The 19,791-nt window shown below is 71.6% G+C and carries 19 protein-coding genes; 10 read left to right on the forward strand and 9 right to left on the reverse strand.

All coding sequences use genetic code 11. The features are described from left to right. A partial coding sequence (locus AC3EN4_RS25455; protein WP_435208356.1) for an endo-1,4-beta-xylanase occupies positions 1 to 597 on the reverse strand: 597 nt, incomplete at its 3' end. Between the two features lie 712 nt (positions 598 to 1,309). Between AC3EN4_RS25455 and AC3EN4_RS25460 the strand changes: the two genes are divergently transcribed. From AC3EN4_RS25460 to AC3EN4_RS25470, 3 genes are read left to right on the forward strand one after another with little or no spacing between them, the layout of a single operon-like run. Further along, complete coding sequence (locus AC3EN4_RS25460) at positions 1,310 to 2,317, forward strand: ABC transporter permease (RefSeq protein WP_435208358.1); 1,008 nt, start codon at positions 1,310 to 1,312, stop codon at positions 2,315 to 2,317. Between the two features lie 40 nt (positions 2,318 to 2,357). After that, the gene (locus tag AC3EN4_RS25465; protein ID WP_435208359.1) at positions 2,358 to 3,410 is read left to right on the forward strand and encodes an ABC transporter substrate-binding protein; all 1,053 of its coding nucleotides are present in this window, start codon (positions 2,358 to 2,360) and stop codon (positions 3,408 to 3,410) included. Then, the gene (locus AC3EN4_RS25470; protein ID WP_422739804.1) at positions 3,410 to 4,228 is read left to right on the forward strand and encodes an ATP-binding cassette domain-containing protein; all 819 of its coding nucleotides are present in this window, start codon (positions 3,410 to 3,412) and stop codon (positions 4,226 to 4,228) included. The genes AC3EN4_RS25465 and AC3EN4_RS25470 overlap by 1 nt, the downstream gene beginning before the upstream one ends. Positions 4,229 to 4,318: 90 nt before the next feature. On the opposite strand, the gene AC3EN4_RS25475 is transcribed toward AC3EN4_RS25470, so the two are convergent. Then, positions 4,319 to 5,014 carry a FadR/GntR family transcriptional regulator gene (locus AC3EN4_RS25475; RefSeq protein ID WP_266241432.1) on the reverse strand — a complete coding sequence of 232 codons (696 nt, stop codon included), beginning with the start codon at positions 5,012 to 5,014 and terminating at the stop codon, positions 4,319 to 4,321. 8 nt (positions 5,015 to 5,022) lie between these two features. Then, complete coding sequence (locus AC3EN4_RS25480) at positions 5,023 to 6,417, reverse strand: enolase C-terminal domain-like protein (RefSeq protein WP_435208361.1); 1,395 nt, start codon at positions 6,415 to 6,417, stop codon at positions 5,023 to 5,025. 422 nt (positions 6,418 to 6,839) lie between these two features. On the opposite strand from AC3EN4_RS25480, the gene AC3EN4_RS25485 reads away from it, so the two are divergent. After that, the gene (locus AC3EN4_RS25485) at positions 6,840 to 7,334 is read left to right on the forward strand and encodes a GNAT family N-acetyltransferase (protein WP_435208363.1); all 495 of its coding nucleotides are present in this window, start codon (positions 6,840 to 6,842) and stop codon (positions 7,332 to 7,334) included. Between the two features lie 79 nt (positions 7,335 to 7,413). On the opposite strand, the gene AC3EN4_RS25490 is transcribed toward AC3EN4_RS25485, so the two are convergent. Then, positions 7,414 to 7,767: a TraR/DksA family transcriptional regulator gene (locus AC3EN4_RS25490; RefSeq protein ID WP_435208365.1), complete on the reverse strand. Its 354-nt coding sequence runs from the start codon at positions 7,765 to 7,767 to the stop codon at positions 7,414 to 7,416. A gap of 35 nt (positions 7,768 to 7,802) precedes the next feature. Further along, on the reverse strand, positions 7,803 to 8,819 hold the full coding sequence (locus tag AC3EN4_RS25495) for an ion transporter (RefSeq protein WP_435208367.1): 1,017 nt from the start codon (positions 8,817 to 8,819) through the stop codon (positions 7,803 to 7,805). A gap of 97 nt (positions 8,820 to 8,916) precedes the next feature. Here AC3EN4_RS25495 and AC3EN4_RS25500 point away from each other — a divergent pair, with 97 nt between their 5' ends. Continuing rightward, positions 8,917 to 9,600, forward strand: a complete 684-nt coding sequence (locus AC3EN4_RS25500) for a TetR/AcrR family transcriptional regulator (RefSeq protein ID WP_435208369.1) — start codon at positions 8,917 to 8,919, stop codon at positions 9,598 to 9,600. A gap of 70 nt (positions 9,601 to 9,670) precedes the next feature. Here the strand turns inward: AC3EN4_RS25500 and AC3EN4_RS25505 are convergent, their stop codons facing one another. Then, positions 9,671 to 10,528: an SDR family oxidoreductase gene (locus AC3EN4_RS25505; protein ID WP_435208370.1), complete on the reverse strand. Its 858-nt coding sequence runs from the start codon at positions 10,526 to 10,528 to the stop codon at positions 9,671 to 9,673. Positions 10,529 to 10,624: 96 nt separating this feature from the next. On the opposite strand from AC3EN4_RS25505, the gene AC3EN4_RS25510 reads away from it, so the two are divergent. Then, positions 10,625 to 11,029, forward strand: a complete 405-nt coding sequence (locus tag AC3EN4_RS25510; protein ID WP_435208506.1) for a winged helix-turn-helix transcriptional regulator — start codon at positions 10,625 to 10,627, stop codon at positions 11,027 to 11,029. On the opposite strand, the gene AC3EN4_RS25515 is transcribed toward AC3EN4_RS25510, so the two are convergent. Together AC3EN4_RS25515 and AC3EN4_RS25520 are read right to left on the reverse strand one after the other, a co-directional pair. Continuing rightward, positions 11,026 to 11,694, reverse strand: coding sequence for a DUF6624 domain-containing protein (locus AC3EN4_RS25515; RefSeq protein ID WP_435208372.1), 669 nt, complete (start codon positions 11,692 to 11,694; stop codon positions 11,026 to 11,028). The genes AC3EN4_RS25510 and AC3EN4_RS25515 overlap by 4 nt on opposite strands. A 55-nt stretch (positions 11,695 to 11,749) precedes the next feature. Beyond that, positions 11,750 to 12,712, reverse strand: coding sequence for an AraC family transcriptional regulator (locus AC3EN4_RS25520; RefSeq protein ID WP_435208373.1), 963 nt, complete (start codon positions 12,710 to 12,712; stop codon positions 11,750 to 11,752). 386 nt (positions 12,713 to 13,098) lie between these two features. Here AC3EN4_RS25520 and AC3EN4_RS25525 point away from each other — a divergent pair, with 386 nt between their 5' ends. The 3 genes from AC3EN4_RS25525 to AC3EN4_RS25535 all read left to right on the forward strand — a co-directional run bounded on the left by AC3EN4_RS25525 (position 13,099) and on the right by AC3EN4_RS25535 (position 17,468). Then, positions 13,099 to 13,761 (forward strand): hypothetical protein, encoded by a 663-nt coding sequence (locus AC3EN4_RS25525; RefSeq protein ID WP_435208375.1) that lies wholly within the window; start codon positions 13,099 to 13,101, stop codon positions 13,759 to 13,761. A 72-nt stretch (positions 13,762 to 13,833) separates the two neighbouring features. After that, a complete protein-coding gene (locus AC3EN4_RS25530) occupies positions 13,834 to 15,786 on the forward strand; it encodes a Xaa-Pro dipeptidyl-peptidase (protein WP_435208377.1) in 1,953 nt (650 codons plus the stop codon). Between the two features lie 173 nt (positions 15,787 to 15,959). Next, positions 15,960 to 17,468: a CehA/McbA family metallohydrolase domain-containing protein gene (locus AC3EN4_RS25535; RefSeq protein ID WP_435208379.1), complete on the forward strand. Its 1,509-nt coding sequence runs from the start codon at positions 15,960 to 15,962 to the stop codon at positions 17,466 to 17,468. 73 nt (positions 17,469 to 17,541) lie between these two features. Here AC3EN4_RS25535 and AC3EN4_RS25540 read toward each other — a convergent pair whose 3' ends face one another. Then, positions 17,542 to 18,066: a MarR family winged helix-turn-helix transcriptional regulator gene (locus tag AC3EN4_RS25540; RefSeq protein WP_435208381.1), complete on the reverse strand. Its 525-nt coding sequence runs from the start codon at positions 18,064 to 18,066 to the stop codon at positions 17,542 to 17,544. A 111-nt stretch (positions 18,067 to 18,177) separates the two neighbouring features. Here AC3EN4_RS25540 and AC3EN4_RS25545 point away from each other — a divergent pair, with 111 nt between their 5' ends. Continuing rightward, positions 18,178 to 19,770: an LLM class flavin-dependent oxidoreductase gene (locus AC3EN4_RS25545; RefSeq protein WP_435208383.1), complete on the forward strand. Its 1,593-nt coding sequence runs from the start codon at positions 18,178 to 18,180 to the stop codon at positions 19,768 to 19,770. Positions 19,771 to 19,791 lie beyond the last annotated feature (21 nt).

Here is a 19,791-nt window from a genome sequence, read left to right on the forward strand (position 1 = left end):
GGCGGCGCGGAACGCCGCTTCGATCCAGTCGTTGCCGGTGCGCTGCAGGTTCGAGTCGCGTCGGCCGCCGCTGCCGCCGTCGGCGAACGCCTCGTTCACCACGTCCCAGGCGTAGATCTTGCCCCGGTAGTGGGTGGCGACCTGGGTGACGTGGTTGATGGCGGCGTTGCGCAGCGCGGTGCCGGACATGCCCTGCGCCCAGCCCGGCTGCTGCTGGTACCAGAGCAGCGTGTGGCCCCGCACGATCATGCCGTGCGACTGCGCGTGCGCGACGATCTGGTCGCCGCCGCTGTAGTTGAACCGACCCTGCTGGGGCTCGGTGGCGTCCCACTTCATCTCGTTCTCGGGAGTGAGCTGGTTGAACTCCCGGTTCACGATGCCCGCGAACTGGCTGTCGGACAGCTTGAAGGCGGGTACCGCGGCGCCGTAGTAGCGGCCCTTCTCGGCCGCCGAGGCGCCCAGCGTGGTGCCGGCGTTGGCGGTGGAGGTCACCGCCACCGTCGCGGCGACCGCCGCGAGGGTGGCCGCGAGCGGCACCAGCACCCGACGGCCCCGGAACCGGGGTCGCGGTGCGCGTTCGTCGGGGATCTTGTCCATGGTCCTGCCTTTCGACAAATGGTGGCGGCGGAGTCGAGGTCGGGGCTGCCCGAAAGGTGGTGGGCTGCCCGGGGGACCCGTTCGGGGCGGGATTCGGCGGTGCCCGGAGCGGTCCGGCGGTCGACATCGGCGATGCCTGCGGGGCGGACGTCACGAAGGGCGACCGCGTGCGCGGTCGCGGAAACACGGCGTACGCCGGACAGGTGTGGCTCGGACAGGTCACCGGCCGTCGACCGGGTCAGGGGACCCGATGCCCTTCGAGGTGCCGATGATTCCGAACGGAGGGACGTGCCCTCGACTCCTTGGCGGAACATAGCATGTTATCGATAACATGCTCAAGGCGAGCGGGTGCCGGCCAGCGAGCCCCTTCGATGACGATGTCCGCACCGTCGAGGTTGGACGTTACCGCTACCAGTGCGTCCGGACACGACGCTCACCAGCACCCGGTCAGAGGCAACGAGTTTTGGTCCGACGTATCGTTTCCGCGACGCGCATAACGATGCCACAACATGCCGGTAAGACCTTGGCAACACGAGTGTGACCATGGCAAGGTAACGCCTGATCACCGGAAACATCTGATCTATCGTGCGAGCGCTGCGGGTGTGACCCGTGCGTGACTTCCTGGGGAGGTCCGGTTGCGAAGGACAGCGTCGATCACCGGCGGGGGCGCGCGCCGACCAGAGAACACAGTGGACGAGAGCCGGGCCGTCCGATGAGTGCCGCCGAGGCGACCGGGCAGGCCCAGGGCGGAGCGCTCAACGACTGGCTGCGCGAGCGCATCTCCCACGCGCTGTCCGAGTTCACCGCCGCGACCGCGCTCATCGTCCTGTTCATCGCGCTGAGCTTCGCCAGCCCCTACTTCCTGACCGCGGACAACCTGTTCAACATCGGCGCGCAGACCGCGGTGATCGCCATCATCGCCGCCGCGCAGACGATGGTGATCATCACCAAGGGGATCGACCTCTCGGTCGGCTCGGTCGCCGCGCTCGCCGGCGTGGCGGGCGCGATGGTCGTCCGGGATCTGGGCTTTCCGCTCCTCGCGGCGACGGCCGTCGCGATCGGCGTCGGCGCCCTGGCGGGACTGCTGAACGGGTTGCTGGTCACCGTCGCCCGGATCCCCCCGTTCATCGCGACGCTGGGCACGATGTCGGTCGGCCGAGGGCTGGTCTTCATCATCACCGGCGCGGTCGGCGTCTACGGGCTGCCCAAGTCGTTCCAGCTCCTCGGCAACGGGGAGATCATCGGCATTCCCTTCGCCGTCGTGATCACCGCCGTGGTCGCCGTCGGGGTCGCCTTCCTGCTCTCGCAGACCTGGTTCGGGCAGTACACCTACGCGATGGGCTCCAACCTGGAGGCCGCGCGCCGCTCCGGCATCGCGGTGGGCCGTCACCTGACCTACGTGTACGTCCTGGCAGGCGTCCTGGTCGGCCTCGGCGGCATGATCGCCGCCTCCCGGGTCAACTCCGGTCAGCCGAACTACGGCATCTCGCTGGAGCTCGACGTCATCGCCGCCGCGGTCATCGGCGGCGCCAGCCTGTTCGGCGGGCAGGGCCGGATCGTCGGGACCATTATCGGCGCCTTCCTCATCGCGCTGGTCCGCAACGGCGCCGTCCTGCTCGACATCAGCATCCACTACCAGCAGGTGATCGTCGGCCTGATCATCTGGGCTGCCGTCTACTTCGACCAGTACCGCCGTCGGCGGCTGGAGTCACGGGGCTGACCTGCCGTTCCCTGAACTCACCTGAGGAAGGACGAACACCATGGCACACACCACCACCAGCCGACGTCCACGAGGTCGACTCCTGCGCGCGCAGGCCATCCTCGCCGCCGCCGCGGCGACCGCTCTGCTCAGCGCCTGCGGTGGAGTCGAGGTCCGCGACGGAGGCGACGGCGCGACCAAGGACGCGTCCGGACCGCTGAAGCTCGCCGTCGTGCCCAAGGCCGTCGGCGCCGACTACTGGAACACCGTGAAGGCGGGCGCCGAGTGCGCCGCGCAGCGCGCCGGCAACGTCACCGTCCAGTGGGACGGGGTGACCACCGAGACCGACGTCGAAGGTCAGGTCAACCTGATCCAGAACTTCGTCACCAAGAAGGTCGACGGGATCGTCTACGCGGCCACCGACTCCCGCGCGTTGGCGCCGGCGACCGACCAGGCGATCGGCGCGAACATCCCGGTCGCGATGATCGACTCCGGCACCAGCCCGCAGCCGTCGAGCGTGCCGCTCTTCGCCACCGACAACAAGGCGTCGGCCGTCGAGGCGGCGAAGCTGCTCGCCACCGAGCTGGGCCCCGGCAACCACGACGTGGCGCTGGTGGAGTTCCAGCCCGGCTCGCAGACCAACACCGAGCGGGTCGACGGCTTCAAGGAGGGCCTGAAGCAGTTCCCCAACCTCAAGCTGGTCGGCCAGCAGCCCAGCCGCAGCGACGTGAACGAGGCACGGCGGGTCACCGAGAACATCCTCACCGCGAACCCCAACCTCGCCGGCATCTTCGCGGCCAACGAGCCGAGCGTGCTCGGCGCGGCGCAGGCGATCCAGGCGGCGGGCAAGTCCGGCAAGGTGGTCATCATCGGCTGGGACGCCGCCCCCGACGAGATCGCCGGGCTGCGCAACGGCCAGATCTCGGCGTTGGTCGTGCAGAACCCCTTCAAGATGGGCTACTTCGGCGTCGACAAGATGGTCAAGCACCTGCGGGACAAGGCGCCGCTGGCGTCGGCGGACACCGGGGTCACCTTCGTCACCAAGAAGAACATCGACTCGGCGGAGATCAAGGCGGTTCTCGAGCCGAGCTGCGCCAACCCCCCGGTGCAGTGATGGCGACGACCTCCGCGCCGACGGCCGACAGCGACCAGCAGCGGTCTCCCGAGGAGCCGCCGGTTCTGGAAGCCCGCGGGATCGTGAAGCGGTTCGGCCACGTCGAAGCGCTGCGCGGCGCCGACTTCACCGTCCACCGGGGCGAGGTCGTCGCGCTCATCGGCGACAACGGTGCCGGCAAGAGCACGCTGGTCAAGACGCTGTCCGGCGTACACGCGCCGGACGAGGGAGAGATCCGGGTCGGTGGACGCCCGGTCCACTTCGCGACTCCGGTGGACGCCCGGCGCGCGGGGGTGGAGACCGTCTACCAGGATCTCGCGGTCGCCGACGACCTCAGCGTCGCCGCCAACCTCTACCTCGGGCGGGAGATCCTGCGCACCGGGCTGCTCGGTCGGCTGGGGCTGCTGGACAAGCGGGCCATGCGGCAGGGTGCCGCTGCGGCCCTCGACGAGCTGGGTGTACGGATTCCCCGGGTCACCACGCCGATCGCGATGCTGTCCGGCGGGCAGCGGCAGTGCGTCGCCGTGGCCCGGGCGATCATCTGGGCGACGAACGTGGTCATCCTCGACGAGCCCACCGCCGCGCTGGGCGTCGTGCAGACCGAGCGGGTGCTCGACGTCGTCCGGCGGGCTCGCGAGGCGGGCATGTCGGTGGTGCTGGTGAGCCACAACATGCCGCAGGTGTTGGAGATCGCCGACCGGGTGGAGGTGCTACGTCTCGGCCGGCGGGCGGCTCGGCTGCGCGCCGACGAGGTCACCACCGACGATCTGGTCGCGGCAATGACCGGGAGCATGGCCGCGGAGCGGGACGAGCGGTGACGGGGATCGCCCGCCCGTGAGCGCGCCAGGTGGACCGGCAGCGGTCCGACCGACGCGCGGCACGGGCGGGCGGTCACCCGCGTGCGTCGTTCAGCCCTCGTCGGGCAGCCCCTGGAGCGATTCCTCGACACCGATGAGGTGGTTGGCCATCCGGGTGCGGGCCCGCTCCGGGTCGCGCGCCCGGAGGGCCTTGAGGATCGCCACGTGCTCGTCGTGGGTACGCCGGTCGGCGCCCTCCTCGTGCAGGCTCCGCCAGAGCCGTCCGCGCAGGGTGCGCCCGGCGAACGCCTCGATCAAGCCGATGAGCACCGGGTTGTCGGCGTGCGCGGCGATGATCCGGTGGAACGCGATGTCGATTTCCATGATGCGTTCGTGGTCCTGCGGCGACCGGCCGGCGATCCGCGCCGCCTCGTCGAGCAGTTCCCCGGCCTGAGCGAGAGCCTCGTCGGTGATCCTGGTCGCGGCCAACCGGGCGGCCTCGCACTCGAGCAGGCGGCGGACGGTGTGGATGTGCCGACCGTCGCCCTGCCCCTGAAAGTCGACCACGAAGCCCATCGGGGCCAGCAGTTGGGGCGCGTCGAGGTTCGTGACGTACGTGCCGTCACCCTGGCGGATGTTGACGATGCCGAGGATCGACAGCGCCGACATGCCCTCGCGCAGCGAGCCCCGTGAGACGCCGAGGGACTCGGCGAGGTCCTTCTCGATGGGCAGCCGATCCCCGGGTTTGAAGGTCCCTTCGAGGATCATCCGCTTGATGCCGTTCACCACCTCGTCGGTGCGGGACATGACACCTCCTAGCGGCCGGCGGGGGTGGCCGTTCCACCCGCGATCACGTACGGCTCCGGAGATGACACGGTAGCCGCCTCGGTCGAGGCCCAGTAGCGCCCGTCCGGGAACCGGTACCGTTCGATCGACTCGGGGTGCATACGGGTGGAGTAGCCGGGCGTGTCGGGCAGGACGTACCCGCTGCCCCAACCGGTGTCCCGGATGACACACGGGTCGGTGAAGTGCTCGTGCAGGTGGTCGACGAACTCGGTGACCCGGCCGGTGAGATCGCCGGAGACCGCGACGTAGTCGAGCACCGACACGTGCTGGACCATCTCGCAGAGCCCGACTCCGCCGGCGTGCGGGCACACCGGAACGCCGAACTTCGCGGCGAGCAGCAGCACCGCGACGATCTCGTTGATGCTGGCCAGCCGGCCGGTGTCCAACTGGCAGAAGTCGATGGCCTCGGCCTGGAACAACTGCTTGAACATCACCCGGTTATGGCAGTGCTCGCCGGTGGCGACGCCGACGGGAGCCACCGCGCGGCGCACGGCCGCGTGGCCCAGGATGTCGTCCGGGCTCGTCGGCTCCTCGATCCACAGTGGTGTGAAGCGGGCCAGCGCGTTGACCCACTCGATGGCCTGGTCGACGTCCCACACCTGGTTGGCGTCGAGCATCAGGTTGCGGTCCGGACCGAGGATCTCGCGGGCGATGGTGCACCGGCGGATATCGTCGTCGAGGTCGGCGCCCACCTTGAGCTTGACGTAACCGTAGCCGGAGTCGACGGCCTCCTGGCACAGTCGGCGCAGCTTCTCGTCGCCGTACCCGAGCCAGCCCGCCGAGGTGGTGTACGCCGGGTAGCCGGTGCGCGCGAGCTCGGCCAGACGGTCGGCCTTGGTGCTCTGCTGGGCCCGCAGGATGGCCAGCGCCTCGTCCCGGGTCAGCGCGTCGGACAGGTAGCGCAGGTCCGCGATGTCGACGAGTTGTTCGGGGGACATGTCGGTGAGCAGCCGCCACAGCGGCTTGTCGGCCAGTCGCGCGACCAGATCCCAGGCCGCGTTCAGCACGGCCGCCAGGGACAGGTGGACGACGCCCTTCTCCGGGCCGAGCCAGCGCAGTTGGGTGTCGGAGGTGAGCAGGCGGTAGACCGCGCCCATGTCGGCGGCCATCGTGGCCACGTCCAGGCCCACCAGGCGATGGGCCTGGTGTGCCGCCGCCGCCACGACGATGTCGTTGCCCCGACCGATGGTGAAGGTGAGGCCGTGACCCGCCAGCGGCACGCCGGCGCTGTCGACGCCGTCGGTGTGCAGGATGACGTAGGCCGCCGAGTAGTCGCCGTCCTTGTTCATGGCGTCGGACCCGTCAGCGGTCAGCGAGGTGGGAAAGCGGACGTCCTCGACGGTGACGCCAGTGATCTGCGGCATGCGCTCCTCGCCCGGCTCGGCTAAAGATCAGATGATCATTTGGAGTATACGGAGGGCGGTTTGGCCGCGTCAACGACGCCATCGGGCCGATACGCATAGACGTCTAACGTTTGGTCGCGCTCTCCGCAGTGGACGACGATGGTCGCTCACGACGGCTCACGCCGTTGCGGCCGGGTTGTGGTAAGGGAACCTGCGAGTTGCGGGGAAGGTTCGACGTTCGCATTCGCCGCTCAACGAGCCGACCGGGCGGGCCGGCGCCGTCGAATCGATACATCACATCTTTCGGCGAGCGGACGCCGGACGTGCGGGACGTCGGTGAGCGCGGCGCGGAGCCGGTGTCCCCGCACGGTACAACTGTCTGAGACGACAGACCCGCGACACCGTCGAGGCAACGTGTCCCACGCACAGATCGGAGCCCCACCGTGGCCGAGATGACCCTGCGACCGATGAACCCCGGCGACGCCGACCGCGTCCTGGCGATCTACCAGCTCGGCCTCGACGGCGGGGACGCCAGCTTCGAGGTCACCGCACCGACCTGGGCGGCGTTCGACGCCAGCCGTCTCGCCGCGCACCGGTTCGTGGCCGTCGCCGACGGCCTCGTGCTCGGTTGGGTCGCCGTCACCCCGACGTCGACCCGCCCGGTCTACGCCGGCGTCGTCGAGCACTCCGTCTACGTCGACCCGGCGGCTCAGGGTCGTGGCGTCGGTCGGCTGTTGCTCGACGCGCTGATCACCTCGACCGAGGCCGCCGGCATCTGGACGATCCAGTCCGGCATCTTCCCCGAGAACACCGCCAGCCTGGCCCTGCACCGGCGGGCCGGGTTCCGTGCCATCGGCGTGCGCGAGCGGATCGGCCGCCACCACGACCGCTGGCGGGACGTCGTCCTGTTGGAACGACGCAGTCCCACCGTCGGCTGACCGGGAGCCGTCCCGGCGGCCCGCCCGGCACCGACCGCGCGGCGTCCGCCGGCCAGCCGGCCCGCGGGCGCCGCCACCGTCATCGGCGGCTGGCGCAGGCGACGCAGGTACGCGCCGACGGGCGGGCGGCGAGACGCTCGGCGGGGATCGGACGGGAGCACCGTTCGCAGACGCCGTAACCGCCCGCCGCGACCCGGTTCAGGGCCTCGTCCAGTTCGGCGAGGCGTCGACGTGCCGCGTCCAGGACGGCGCTGAGTTGTGCGCGCTCGAACGCGATGGTGCTGCCCTCGGGGTCGTGTTCGTCGTCGGCGTTCGACGACCGGGACGCCTCGAACAGGCTCCGCAGGTCGGCTTCGAGCGCGGTGATCTCGGCGGTGGTCTCGGCGCGCCGGCGCAGCAGGTCCGCACGGATCGCGGTGTGCTCGGTGTCCATGGCGGTTCCACGCTACCCGTGCGGACGGGCGCGGGTCATCGTTCGGAGCGGGCCTGCACGCGGTGCGGTCGGCCGTGGGTGTCGTCCCGGTCGATCCGCAACTCCCGCTCCAACTCGCCGATGACCGCCCGCAGGTCGTCCAGCCGCTGGGTGAGCGCGATGCGGTCCACCTCGTCGGGTACGCCGTCGCCGTCCTCGTCGTAGCCGGGGGCCAACCGCTCGGTCATCTCCAGGCGGCGGGCCTCCTCCATGGAGTTGACGATGACCGCGATGAGGATGTTGAGCAGCAGGTTGACGGTGATCACCACGTAGCTGACGTAGTAGAGCAACGTCCACGGCGAGATGGCCAGACCCTGCTCGATCAGGTCCGGCAGCGTCTCCAGCGACAGCAGCACGAACAGTGTGAGCAGCGACCGGCCGATGTCCCCGTACTCGTCGGGGTACCGGTCGCCGAAGATCAGCCAGCCGGCCATCCCGTACACGTAGAGCGTCACCACGGCCAGCGCGAGGAAGCCGGTGACGCCGGGCAGGCTGCGCCACAGCGCGGAGACGATGGTCCGCAGGCCGGGCGAGAACCGCACCAGCCGGACCATCCGGGCGACCCGCACCACCCGCAGCAGCGCCGCGTCGCCGTGCAGGCCCGGTACGAAGATGGCGGCGATCACGACGAAGTCGAAGACGTTCCAGCCGTGCCGGAAGAAGTCCTGTGGACGCCGGCCGTACGCGGCCAACCGGATGAGGATCTCGACGGTGAAGACGGCGCGGAAGAACAGTTCCAGCGCGTGCAGCGCGCCGGTCCCGGGGAACAGTCCCTCGTACGTCTCCACACCGAGGACGATCCCGTTGGCGAGGATGACGACGACGATGCCGATCTCGAACGGCCGCGAGCGGGCGAGCCGAGCGCAGGCGTCGGTCACCGGGGGCCGGCGACCGCCGGTGCGTGCCCGGTCACCTCGTTGTGCGGGAGCGGACGGTCCGCTCACCGGGCGGTCGATCCGTCGGTCGGTGCCGAGGTCGCCGCGCGGGCCCACCTCCGGTCGTCGTGGCGGCACGGAAGCATGGCGACCAGCCTAGTGCCTTTCGGGTAAGGAGTGCCGGGCCGCGCGGCACCTGAGCGGCGAACCCCGTGGCAGGCCCTAGAGTGGATCGGTGACCGACGCAGCGGGGAGGCCGGGCGACCGCGCGGCCGGTCGGCAGCCGATCTGGGCCAGACCCGAACGGGGAACCCGTGGCCCCGCGCCGACGCACAGCCGGGAGGCGATCGTCGCGGCGGCGATCAGCCTGGCCGACACCGAGGGGCTGGGCGCGGTCTCGATGCGGGCCGTCGCGGGCGCGCTCGGCACCGCCGCCGGATCGCTCTACCGATATCTGTCGTCCCGGGACGACCTGCTCGACCTGATGACCGACCGGGTGGTGGGGGAGTTGCGGCCGTACCCGCCGGAGCAGGACGACTGGCGGGACGAGATGCTGCTGGTGGCCCGGCAGCAGTTGGCCCTGTTCCGCGCCCACCCGTGGCTGGTGGACGTGATCCAACGGCCGTCGGGCGTCGGCCCGGAGAGCCTGGCCTGGTTCGACAACTGCCTCCGGATCCTGGCGCCCGTACGCTGTCCCGTCACCGCGAAGTTCGAGGCGATCGCCGTGCTGACCGGCGTGGTGAGCCTGTTCGCCCGCAGCGAGGCCGCGGCCGGGTCACCGAGTTTCGCGGGCGTCGACCTCGGGGCGTACCCCCATCTCGTCGCGGCCCTCGGCCGGGTCGGGCCGCCGACGCCACCGACGGACCTCTTCGGGCGGACGCTGCGCAGCCTGCTGACCGGCCTGCTGACCCCCGGCTGACCGGGCGGGCGACGGTGGGTGCGCCCCCGTCGCCCGCCGTCACCACGAGACCCGGACCGGCCTCGGCCGGTCAGGCGCGCGCGGCGCGGACGGCGTCGCGCAGCCCGGTCGGGGGCCGGCCGATCAACCGGCCGAGGTCGTCGCTCTCGGTGGCCAGTTCGCCGATGGCGATCGAGTGGTCGAGGGCGGCCACGAACCCGGCGGTGCCGGCGTCGAGCCCGACGTTCTGCAGCGCGGAGGCCAGGTCGGCGGTCGACATGTCCCGGTGCACGACGGTGGTGCCGGTGACCTCGGTGACGGCGTCGGCCAGCTCGTCGAAGGTGAACGCGGTGCCGCCCAGCTCGTAGACGGCGTTGCCGTCCTCGTCCCGGGTCAGCGCCGCCGCCGCGGCGGCCGCGTAGTCGGTCCGGGGTGCGGCGGAGACCTTGCTTCCGCCGGTGGCGCCGAGGATGGTGCCGCTGCTCAGGTACTGCGGGAGCTGATCGGTGTAGTTCTCGGTGTACCAGCCGTTGCGCAGCACCGTGTACGACAGCCCGGACGCGGCCAGCACCTCCTCGGTGGCCTTGTGCTCGGAAGCGAGCGGGTTCGTGGTCGTGTCGGCCTTCAGGATGCTGGTGTAGACCACGCGCTCGACCCCGGCGAGCCGAGCGGCCTCGATGACCGCGGTGTGCTGGGGGACCCGCTGCCCGGGGGTGTCCCCGGAGATGAGCAACAGGCGGCGTACGCCGGCCACGGCGCCGGGCAGCGTCGACGGGTCGTCGTAGTCGGCCTGACGGATCTCGACGCCGCGCGCGGCCAGGTCGGCGGCCTTCTGCGGGCTGCGCACGACGGCGGCGATCTCGGCGGCGGGCACACCGGCGTCGAGCAGGTGCGCGATCACCAGCCGGCCGAGGCGGCCGGTGGCGCCGGTGACGGCGTAGGTGGGCATGGGGACCTCCGATGTGCGGTGACTACTAGTAAGCACTTACGAATCTATAGCACCGGCTTCTCAGTAAGTATCGGGTACCCTGGTGACGTGACCGACATGCCGGCCCGGGACCCGGCGGGGCCTACCCAGGAATTCGTCAGCGATGTCTTCGCGCGCAGCTGCACGTCCCGTGCCGCCTTCGAGGACGTCACCTCGAAGTGGGCCTCGCTCGCCCTGCTGGCGCTCGGCGAGGGCAGCTACCGCTTCAACGCCCTGCGGCGGCGCGTCGAGGGGGTCAGTGAGCGGATGCTCTCGCAGACCCTGCAGACGCTGGAACGCGACGGGATGCTGACCCGCGAGGTGCTCACCGCGATCCCGCCGCGCGTCGAGTACACGCTCACCCCGCTCGGCGCCCGGGTCGCCGAGCAGCTCCGTGGCCTCGCCGACCTGCTGGAAGCCTCGGTGCCCGAGGTGCGGGCCGCCCGCGAGCGCACCCAGGAACGGGCCGTCGAGCGGCCCTAGCCGCCGTTCTGGGCGCAGATCGTCGTCATCTCGGCGAGGTAGCTCGCGAGGGTGGGCAGGCCGGCCTCGGCGCGGCGCCCCTCGACGCCCGCCTCGTCCCGGATCGGGGTCGCCGGGACCGGACCGTCCGGCCCGCAGCGGATCTGTGTCCCGTACACCTGGGGTTCGCCCTTGCCCGCCGCGACCCGGTCCTCCAGGTAGGCGAGGTTGCCCGGCGACGCCTGGCGGGCGGCGACGGCGGCGCGCAACAGCTCCAACGCCTCCTGCTGGAATGCGGGATCCAGGTCGGAGTGCTGGGCGATGGCCCACGCGGCGTTGCCGCCGTCCTCGCCGACGAGAGCGAAGGTCGGCCAGCCGTGGTTACGGATGATCTCCTTGAGGCGGACGGTGCGCGCCTGGTCGGACTCGGTCTGCGGGGTGCCGTTACGGTCGGCCTGGTCGCGCTCCAGCATCGCGACCAATTCGTCGTGCAGCGCCTTGTCGAAGGTGGCGGGGGAGGCGGCGGACGAGGTGGCAGCGGAGGCGGCCGGCGCGGCGGAGGCCGATCGGGTGTCGTCGGTCGAGTCGCCGGTGGGCCCGGGCGAGGTGCCGCAGGCGGCGAGCAGCAGCAGGCCCGCCAGCGGCAGGCCGGCCAGCGGGAGCGTCGTCCTCGGCCGGATCGGCACGGCATCGATTGTCGTCGGTGCCACGACGCCTCACAAGGCGTACGCCCGGGCCACCTCAGGCATGCAGCGTCTCGCGGGGCGGCACCCCGTAGCTGGCGTGGTACCGGGCGGTGAACCTGCTGTGGCTGACGAACCCCCAGCGGCTGGCGATGGCCGACACGGTCTCCTGTCGGGGATCGGCCCGGATCAGGTCGTGGTGCGCCCGGTCGAGCCGGATCCGGCGCAGGTACGCCATCGGGGTGGTGCCGAGGTGACGGCGGAACGCGAGCTGCACCGCGCGCAGGGAGACCGCGGCGGCGGTGGCGATGTCGGCGGCGCTGATGTCCCGGTCGGCGTTCTCCTCCATGAAGGCGACGGCGCGACGCACCGTCGCGGTAGTGGCGTCCTGGCGGTCCCCGGCGGTGTCGTCGGTGAACGCCGTGTTGGGAAAGATCGCGAGCGCCGCCGCGGCGAGCATCCGGGCGGCGCTGCCGATCACCAGCGGCTGGGCGCTGGTGATCGGGTTGTCCAGGACGACGTCGTGCACGTACCTGGTGGTCCGCCGCCACTGCCGGGCGAGGGCCGCGTCGACGCGGCCGAGGTCGGTGAACCGGATCGGGCCGGGCCGTCGGGCCGGCGCGGCGGTGGCCACCTGGGTGAGCACCCCGAGGTCCAGGACGCAGAGTTCCACCTCGCCGGGCTCCCAGCGCAGGGCGAACGGCTCACCCGGTCGGTTGGTGAGGAACACGTCACCCGGTCCCAGGCGGTGGGGCACCCCCTCGGCGACGCGGCTGATCCGGGCGCTGCGGGAACGACAGACGATCAGCCCGTCGATGTCGTCCACCTCGATGTCGAGATGAGCGCTCTGGCCGGTGGTGGCGAGGGCGAACGGCCCGGCGTCGACGCGTCGGTGGACCAGGCGATAGCCCGTCTCGCCGGCACGGATGCGGAGGCCGGCGGTGTAGGTGCGGGCCAGGAAGCGGTGGATGGCCTCGGGGTCGTGACTGTCGAATCCTCGGGTCTGCACTGGTGACGTCATCCGCTGACTCCGTCCGGGGAAGAGACCGCCGGGTGGGGGCCAGTGCCGGCGGTGTGTCGGGACGTGCCTGGCGCACGCGCCGGTGATGACGGCGCGTTGCCGACCGGGTTCGGCGGTGGTGGCGTCCGGAGGGCCGTGCGAAGAATTCCCTCTAAGTCACATATCCATTGATGGGAATTCCACCATACGACAGCAGGCCCGCGCATCGCTGTCGATCCGCGATATTGCCGAGCCGACTTCGCTTTCCGGCTATCGCGCGTGGCGATCCTGCGCCCGCTGTCCTAGTCGCCCCCGACGGTCGCAGCGAAATCTTGTTCATGATCTGCCGGACGTCCCCGGCGTCCGGACCAGAGCCGGAGATCCGGCCGACAAACGGGGGTGAGTCGTTGGACAGTATCGATCCGGACCGCGTCGTACGACTGGCGGTGGCCGAGGCGTTGGCGCGGGTGGCGGACGAGGACAGCCTGGGACTGGGTGAGGGCGACGCGCTGATGAGCCTCGGCGTCGCCCTGCGGGAGGTGCTGCGTCGCGCGCTCGACGACCGCGTCCCGCTGACCACGCCCGAGTTCGTCGACCTCTGCCGCGACCTGCGGCTGAACCGCGACTCGTTCGACCTGCTGGGGCACTACCTGCTGACGGCGTTGCTGGCCCACCAGGTCGGGCCGGACGCCCTGGTCCGCGTCGGGGCGCTGCTGGGCACCGTCCGGCGCTACCTGCCCGCTCCTCGGTCACCCGCGCACCGCAACCAGGGGCCCGAACCCCGACGCCGCGACGTACGCGCGGACAACAGCGTCGTGGGCCGCTACCGGCGCGCCAAGCTGCCCGAGCACCTGCCCAACCCGCCGAGCTGGACCTGCACCGGGTGTGGCCGCGAGTGGCCGTGCGCGACCAAGCAGAGCCAACTGCTCGCCGAGTTCGGCGGCGCGCGCGCCTCCCTCGCCGTCTACCTCGGCTCGTGCCTCGTCGCCGCCGCCCAGGATCTGCCGGCCCTGCCCCTGCCCAGCGCGCGACACCGCTTCCTGGGCTGGCTGCCCCGCGCACGGATCTGACGTCGGCGCTGGGCACAGAGGCATCGATGCGATGGAATGTCCTGGACGCGTCGCACCCCCGGGAGGACACCGATGCCGACCGCCCGAACCCGCGCCCAAAGCGCCGCCGCACTGGCCGGCCTGCTGGTCGCGGCGCTCACCGCCGCTCCCGCGGCCGCCGACCCGACCGACCGCCACCGGCCGGCCCCACCCCACGTCGTCGGCACCGGCACGGTCCCCGCCTACTCCTACGCCGAGGCGATCCGGGAGAGCGTCTGGGTCGAGACCCGGACCGACAGTGACGGCGACGGGGTACGCGACCGGGTCGCGGTGGACGTCGTCCGGCCCCGGGAGGCCGCCGCCGCAGGGGTCCGGGTACCGGCCATCATGGAGGCGTCGCCCTACTACCTCTGCTGCGGCCGGGGCAACGAGGGCGAACGCAAGGCGTACGACGCGGCCGGTGTGATCACGAAAGTGCCGCTGTTCTACGACAACTACTTCGTACCGCGCGGGTACGCCTTCGTCGCGGTGGACCTGGCCGGCACCGCGCGCTCGATCGGGTGCCAGGACGTCGGCGGCCCGGTGGAGGTGGGCAGCGCCCGGGCGGTGGTGGACTGGCTCAACGGTCGGGCGCGCGGGTACACGGCCGACGGGCGGCCGGTCGACGCCGGCTGGAGCACCGGCCGGGTCGGCATGATCGGCAAGTCCTGGGACGGCTCGGTCGCGAACGGGGTCGCCGCCACCGGCGTGCCGGGCCTGGCCACCATCGTGCCGGTCTCGGCCATCTCCAGCTGGTACGACTACATGCGTTACCAGGGGACGCTGGTGTCGCCCGACTATCCCGGCTGGCTGCACTCGGACGTCAGCAGCCGCCCCGAAGAGGCCTGCGCGAGCATGCTCGCCCGGCTGCGGGCGGACAGCGCCGAGCAGACCGGCGACTACAACGGGTTCTGGGCACAGCGCGACTACCGGCCGTCGGCCGACCGGGTGCGGGCCAGCGTCCTGGTGGCGCACGGCCTCAACGACCTGAACGTCACCACGAACCAGTTCGCCCGCTGGTGGCAGGAGTTGGCCGAGCGGGGCGTACCCCGCAAGCTGTGGCTCTCGCAGGCCGGCCACCAGGATCCGTTCGACGTGCGACGCGCCGAGTGGGTGGCGACCCTGCACCGCTGGTTCGACTACTGGTTGCAGGGGTTGCCCAACGGGGTGATGGCCGAACCGAGGGTCGACCTGGAGACCGCGCCCGGCAGGTGGACGACGCAACGCGACTGGCCGGCGCCCGGAACCCGGGACGTACGGGTTCGGCTCGGCGTCGGCGATGGTGTGACCGGCACCCTCGGCGGGCGCGGCGCGCGGCCCGGCCAGCAGCGGGCGTACGTCGACGAGTGGCTGACCGAGGAGATGCTGGTCGCCGAGCCCCACACCGCGACGGCCGGCCGGCTGGTCTTCCTCTCCGGTCGGCTGGACACCGCGCTGCGGATCTCCGGCAGCCCGTCGGTGCGCCTGCGCATCCGGGTGGACCGCCCGACCACCCAGCTGACCGCTCGTCTGGTCGACTACGGCACCGCCGAGCGGAGCTGGTTCGGGGCGGTGCGGACGCTGGACACCGAGTCCTGCTGGGGAGCGTCCACGGAAGCCGACGACGCCTGCTACCGCGACACCGAGGAGGTCACCGACGTCACCGACCACGCGGTGCTGGCCCGGGGCTGGCTCGACGCCGCGCACCATGCCTCGCTGCGGTTCACCACGCCGCTGCGGCCGGACCGGTGGTACACGGTGACCGTGCCGCTGAACGCGTACGACGCGGTGGTGCCGGCCGGGCACGTCCTCGGCCTGGTGCTCGGTCAGAGCGACCCGGAGTTCACGATGGCCGACGACCGGGACGCGACCGTGCGTGTCGATCTCGGACGCAGCGAACTGATCCTGCCGGTCGCCGGCCGGAGCGGGCTGCCCGCCGTCGACGTCGCGCCGATGGTGGTCACCGCACCCGCCGCGCCGTCGACGACCGGGTCGGCGCGTGTGGAGCGGGAGCGGCAGCGGCCCTGATCCTGGCGCCCCCGCTGTCGTGCCGTCACGCACCGCCGCCCGCTGCCGCGCCCTTCAACGGGCTCTGCCAGGGAGTTCACCGGGTACCCGCGCACCGTACGGCGACCGTTCACCGGCCTCTTCGAGGCTCCTTGATCGAAAGAGCATTCGCGTGATCGAGGAGAGGCTCTGACGTGAGAGACAAGCAAGCCGAAGAGGTCGAGCGCGCCCAGTTGTCGCGGCGCAAGCTGGTCAAGTACGCGGGTGTCGGCGCGACCCTGGCCGCCGCGAGCCCGCTGGTGGGTGGCGGCGCGGCGTGGGCCGACGAGGAGCGCCGGCCCGGCACCGACGAGGCCGACCGGGGCGCTGTCAAGAACCGGTCGTGGCGTGCGGGTGACCACCACGTCCACTCCGAGTACAGCGGCGAGTTCGACACCACCAGGAGCCCGATCGTCTTCCACAAGGGCGCGGACGCGGTCTACCCGATCGTCACCAACGCCATCATGGCCAAGAACTTCGGCCTGACCTGGGCGATGTGCACCGACCACGGTGGACCGACGCACTCGAAGGTCAACATCGAGCAGGCGTACCCCGACCTGCTGCGCTCGCGCAAGCTCGTCCCCGAGGTGCTCCAGTTCTGGGGCATGGAGTTCGACGCGCCCGCGCTGGACCACCACACGCTGATGATCCCGCGCCACGACGACGAGGCGAAGCAGCTCTTCGAGCTGGAGAGCCGCTTCGCCAAGTACGACGCGTTCCCCACCGACCCGGCCCGCGACACCGAGGCCAAGATGGTGGAGTTCCTCAAGGTCGCCCGGGGCATGCCGCACAAGCCGCTGGTGATCGCCCACCACGCGTCCCGCTCGGCCCCCGGCCTCGGCGTCTACGGCCAGGACACCCCGCGTGAGTTCCGCAACGGCAACAACGCCGCGCCCGACGTCTACATCGGGTTCGAGGGCGCGCCCGGCCACCAGGCCGGTCCGCTCAACGGCGGCAAGCGCGGCGGGTACGGCAACCACCCCACCTACGGCGGCTTCGACCAGATGACCGCGCGGGTCGGCGGGCTCTGGGACTCGCTCCTCGGCGAGGGCCGACGCTGGTGGATCACCGCGACGTCCGACTCACACGTGCACTGGACGCGCGGCGGCTCGGACTTCTGGCCGGGGGAGTACAGCAAGACCTACGTGTACGCCCGCCAGGACTACGGCGACATCATGGACGGTCTGCGCAACGGCCGGATCTGGGTGACCACCGGCGACCTGATCCGCACCCTCGACGTGACCGCCACGTCGCAGGGACGCACGGCCGAGGTCGGCGAGACCATCACCGTCAACCGGCGCAGCCGCACCGACGTGGAGATCGAGATCCGGTTCCGCCCGCTGGACGGGGTGAACGCCAACGGCGACCGCCCGGAGGTGCGACGGGTCGACCTGATCGTCGGCCAGATCACCGGACCGAGCGCCAACCTCGACGCCGACACCAACCCCACCACGAAGGTGGTGGCCCGGTTCGGCCCGCGCGACTGGCGTCGTCAGGGTCACGACTACGTCATCCGGCACACCCTGCGTAACGTCGAGGCCGACACGTACGCCCGGGTGCGCGGCACCAGCACCGACGAGGCAGAGCCCCTCGCGGACGGGCTGGAGAGCCCGTGGGACGACCTGTGGTTCTACTCGAACCCGGTGTTCGTGCACGTCCGCTGACCCCACCCGACCCTCCCTGTTGATCAAGAGGTTCGCGTCACCGCAGGCCGGAATCCTGACGCGAACCTCTTGATCAACGCCGTTCTCGGGCCGGATCGGGCCGTGCCTCGGTTACCGCCTCGCAGAGGTCGCGGAGGGGGTCGGTGGCCTGGGTGGAGCAGGCCACCTTTTGCAGCAGGGTCCGCAGGGTCGCCGACTCGTGCGGCGTGAGCGAGCCCAGCAGGTGCGCCTCCACCCGTCGGAGCGCCTCGCGCCGCTGCTCCCACGCCGTCCGCCCGGCGTCGGTGACGTCCACCAGCCGGCTGCGCCGGTCGGCCGGGTCGGGCCGCCGGGCCACGAACCCGGGTCGTTCGAGGTCGTCGATCAGGTAGGTGAGCACGGTGCGGTCGAGCCCCAACTCCTCGGCGATCGCGCCCTGATTGCGGCCCGGGCCGGTGACCGCGGCGGTGAGCACCTGATAGCCGCGCGGGCCGCCGGGAAAGTCGGTCAGCACGTGCTCGGCCGCCCGGACGTAACCACGGAAGGCGATCCCCAGCATCCAGCCCAGATCGTCGTCGAGCGGATCGGGCCGGTCCGGCCGGCCGGTGGCACCCGTCATACCGCAACGATAGCCGAACTCGCAGATATTATTGGCAGGAGATGTTCTGTCTGACATAAGGTCGAGTTCACGGCGCATCGCACGGCGCGGCGTACGACAGGAGGCTCACACATGAGCGACTACGGCCACGACCTGGTCTTCGGCTCGTTCACCACGCCCGGCAACGACGATCCGGACCGCACCGTCGGGCTCGCCGTCCTGGCCGAGCAGGTCGGCCTGGACCTGGTCACCTTCCAGGACCACCCGTACCAGCCACGGTTCCTGGACACCTGGACGCTGCTGAGCTTCGTCGCCGCCCGCACCGATCGGGTGCACCTGTCCGCGAACGTCACCAACCTGCCGCTGCGCCCGCCCGCGGTGCTCGCCCGCAGCGTCGCCAGCCTCGACCTGCTCACCGGAGGTCGGGTCGCGCTCGGCCTCGGCGCGGGCGCGTTCTGGGACGCCATCGAGGCGATGGGCGGCCGGCGGCTGACCCCCGGGCAGGGCGTACGGGCGTTGGCGGAGGGCATCGACGTCCTCCGGCAGATCTGGGACGCCGAGGCGCGCGGCGGTGTACGCGTCGACGGCGAGTTCCACCGGGTGGTCGGCGCGAAGCGCGGTCCGGCCCCCGCCCACCCGGTGCCGATCTGGCTCGGCGCGTACAAGCCGCGCATGCTCGCGCTCACCGGTCGGCGGGCCGACGGTTGGCTGCCCTCGCTGGCCTACCTCGAACCCGGTGACCTGGCCCGGGGCAACACCATCATCGACGACGCCGCCCAGGAGGCCGGCCGCTCACCCGCCGACGTCCGCCGGCTGCTCAACATCTCCGGCACGTTCGCCACCGTGGGACGCGGTCCGTTGCACGGACCGGCCGAGCAGTGGGCCCGGGAGCTGGCCGAGTTGGCGCTGGGCGACGGGATCAGCACGTTCATCCTGGCCAGCGACGACCCCGACGACCTGCGCCGGTTCGCCGGCGAGGTGGCGCCTGCCGTCCGCGAACTGGTCTCGGCCGAGCGTGACCGGGACGCCGCGTCGGTGCGTACCCCCGCCGAAGTCCTTGCGGACACGCAGCCGGCGGCGGTGGTCGCGCCCACCGCGCCGCCGGCCCGCGCCCGGGTAAGCGCCGGCGCCTTCGCGGTGGTGCCGACGCCCGACGACGGCCGCCGACTCAGCGACCGGCAGGTCTGGGACGAGACGGCCCGCCCCACCGGGCCCGCCCCCGACCCCGCCCGCACCTACACGGCGCACGAACAGGCCACCGGTCAGCACCTGGTGCAGGTGCACGACGGGCTGCGCGCCGAGCTGGCGCAGATCCACGACCTGATCGAGCAGGTCGCGGCGGGCGAGATCGATGCCGGCGCGGCGCGGTCGCAGATCAACACGATGACCATGCGACAGAACCGGTGGACGTTGGGCGCGTACTGCGAGTCCTACTGCCGCGTCGTCACCACCCACCACACCATCGAGGACCAGGCGCTCTTTCCGCGACTGCGGCAGGCCGACCCGCGGCTGCGCCCGGTCGTCGACCGCCTGGAGCAGGAGCACCACGTCATCCACGAGGTGCTGGAGGGTGTCGACAAGGCGCTGGTGGCGTACGTCGGCGCGCCGGACGGGCTGGCCGAGCTGCGCGCCGCCGTGAACCTGCTGACCGACGCCCTGCTGTCGCACCTGAGCTACGAGGAACGGGAGCTGGTCGAGCCGCTGGCCCGCCTGGGGGTGCTCTGACCGAGTTGCCCCCGACAATCT

The sequence above is a fragment of the Micromonospora sp. bgisy143 genome, from assembly GCF_057708145.1.

What these genes read in the sequence shown, in the direction of transcription:
- AC3EN4_RS25530 (WP_435208377.1), top strand. Translation starts at nt 13,834, where the DNA reads ATGCCGACCGCCCGAACCCGCGCCCAAAGCGCCGCCGCACTGGCCGGC.
- AC3EN4_RS25540 (WP_435208381.1), bottom strand. Translation starts at nt 18,066, where the DNA reads ATGACGGGTGCCACCGGCCGGCCGGACCGGCCCGATCCGCTCGACGAC.
- AC3EN4_RS25505 (WP_435208370.1), bottom strand. Translation starts at nt 10,528, where the DNA reads ATGCCCACCTACGCCGTCACCGGCGCCACCGGCCGCCTCGGCCGGCTG.
- AC3EN4_RS25480 (WP_435208361.1), bottom strand. Translation starts at nt 6,417, where the DNA reads ATGCCGCAGATCACTGGCGTCACCGTCGAGGACGTCCGCTTTCCCACC.
- AC3EN4_RS25490 (WP_435208365.1), bottom strand. Translation starts at nt 7,767, where the DNA reads ATGGACACCGAGCACACCGCGATCCGTGCGGACCTGCTGCGCCGGCGC.
- AC3EN4_RS25510 (WP_435208506.1), top strand. Translation starts at nt 10,625, where the DNA reads ATGCCGGCCCGGGACCCGGCGGGGCCTACCCAGGAATTCGTCAGCGAT.
- AC3EN4_RS25475 (WP_266241432.1), bottom strand. Translation starts at nt 5,014, where the DNA reads ATGTCCCGCACCGACGAGGTGGTGAACGGCATCAAGCGGATGATCCTC.
- AC3EN4_RS25545 (WP_435208383.1), top strand. Translation starts at nt 18,178, where the DNA reads ATGAGCGACTACGGCCACGACCTGGTCTTCGGCTCGTTCACCACGCCC.
- AC3EN4_RS25470 (WP_422739804.1), top strand. Translation starts at nt 3,410, where the DNA reads ATGGCGACGACCTCCGCGCCGACGGCCGACAGCGACCAGCAGCGGTCT.
- AC3EN4_RS25460 (WP_435208358.1), top strand. Translation starts at nt 1,310, where the DNA reads ATGAGTGCCGCCGAGGCGACCGGGCAGGCCCAGGGCGGAGCGCTCAAC.
- AC3EN4_RS25520 (WP_435208373.1), bottom strand. Translation starts at nt 12,712, where the DNA reads ATGACGTCACCAGTGCAGACCCGAGGATTCGACAGTCACGACCCCGAG.
- AC3EN4_RS25465 (WP_435208359.1), top strand. Translation starts at nt 2,358, where the DNA reads ATGGCACACACCACCACCAGCCGACGTCCACGAGGTCGACTCCTGCGC.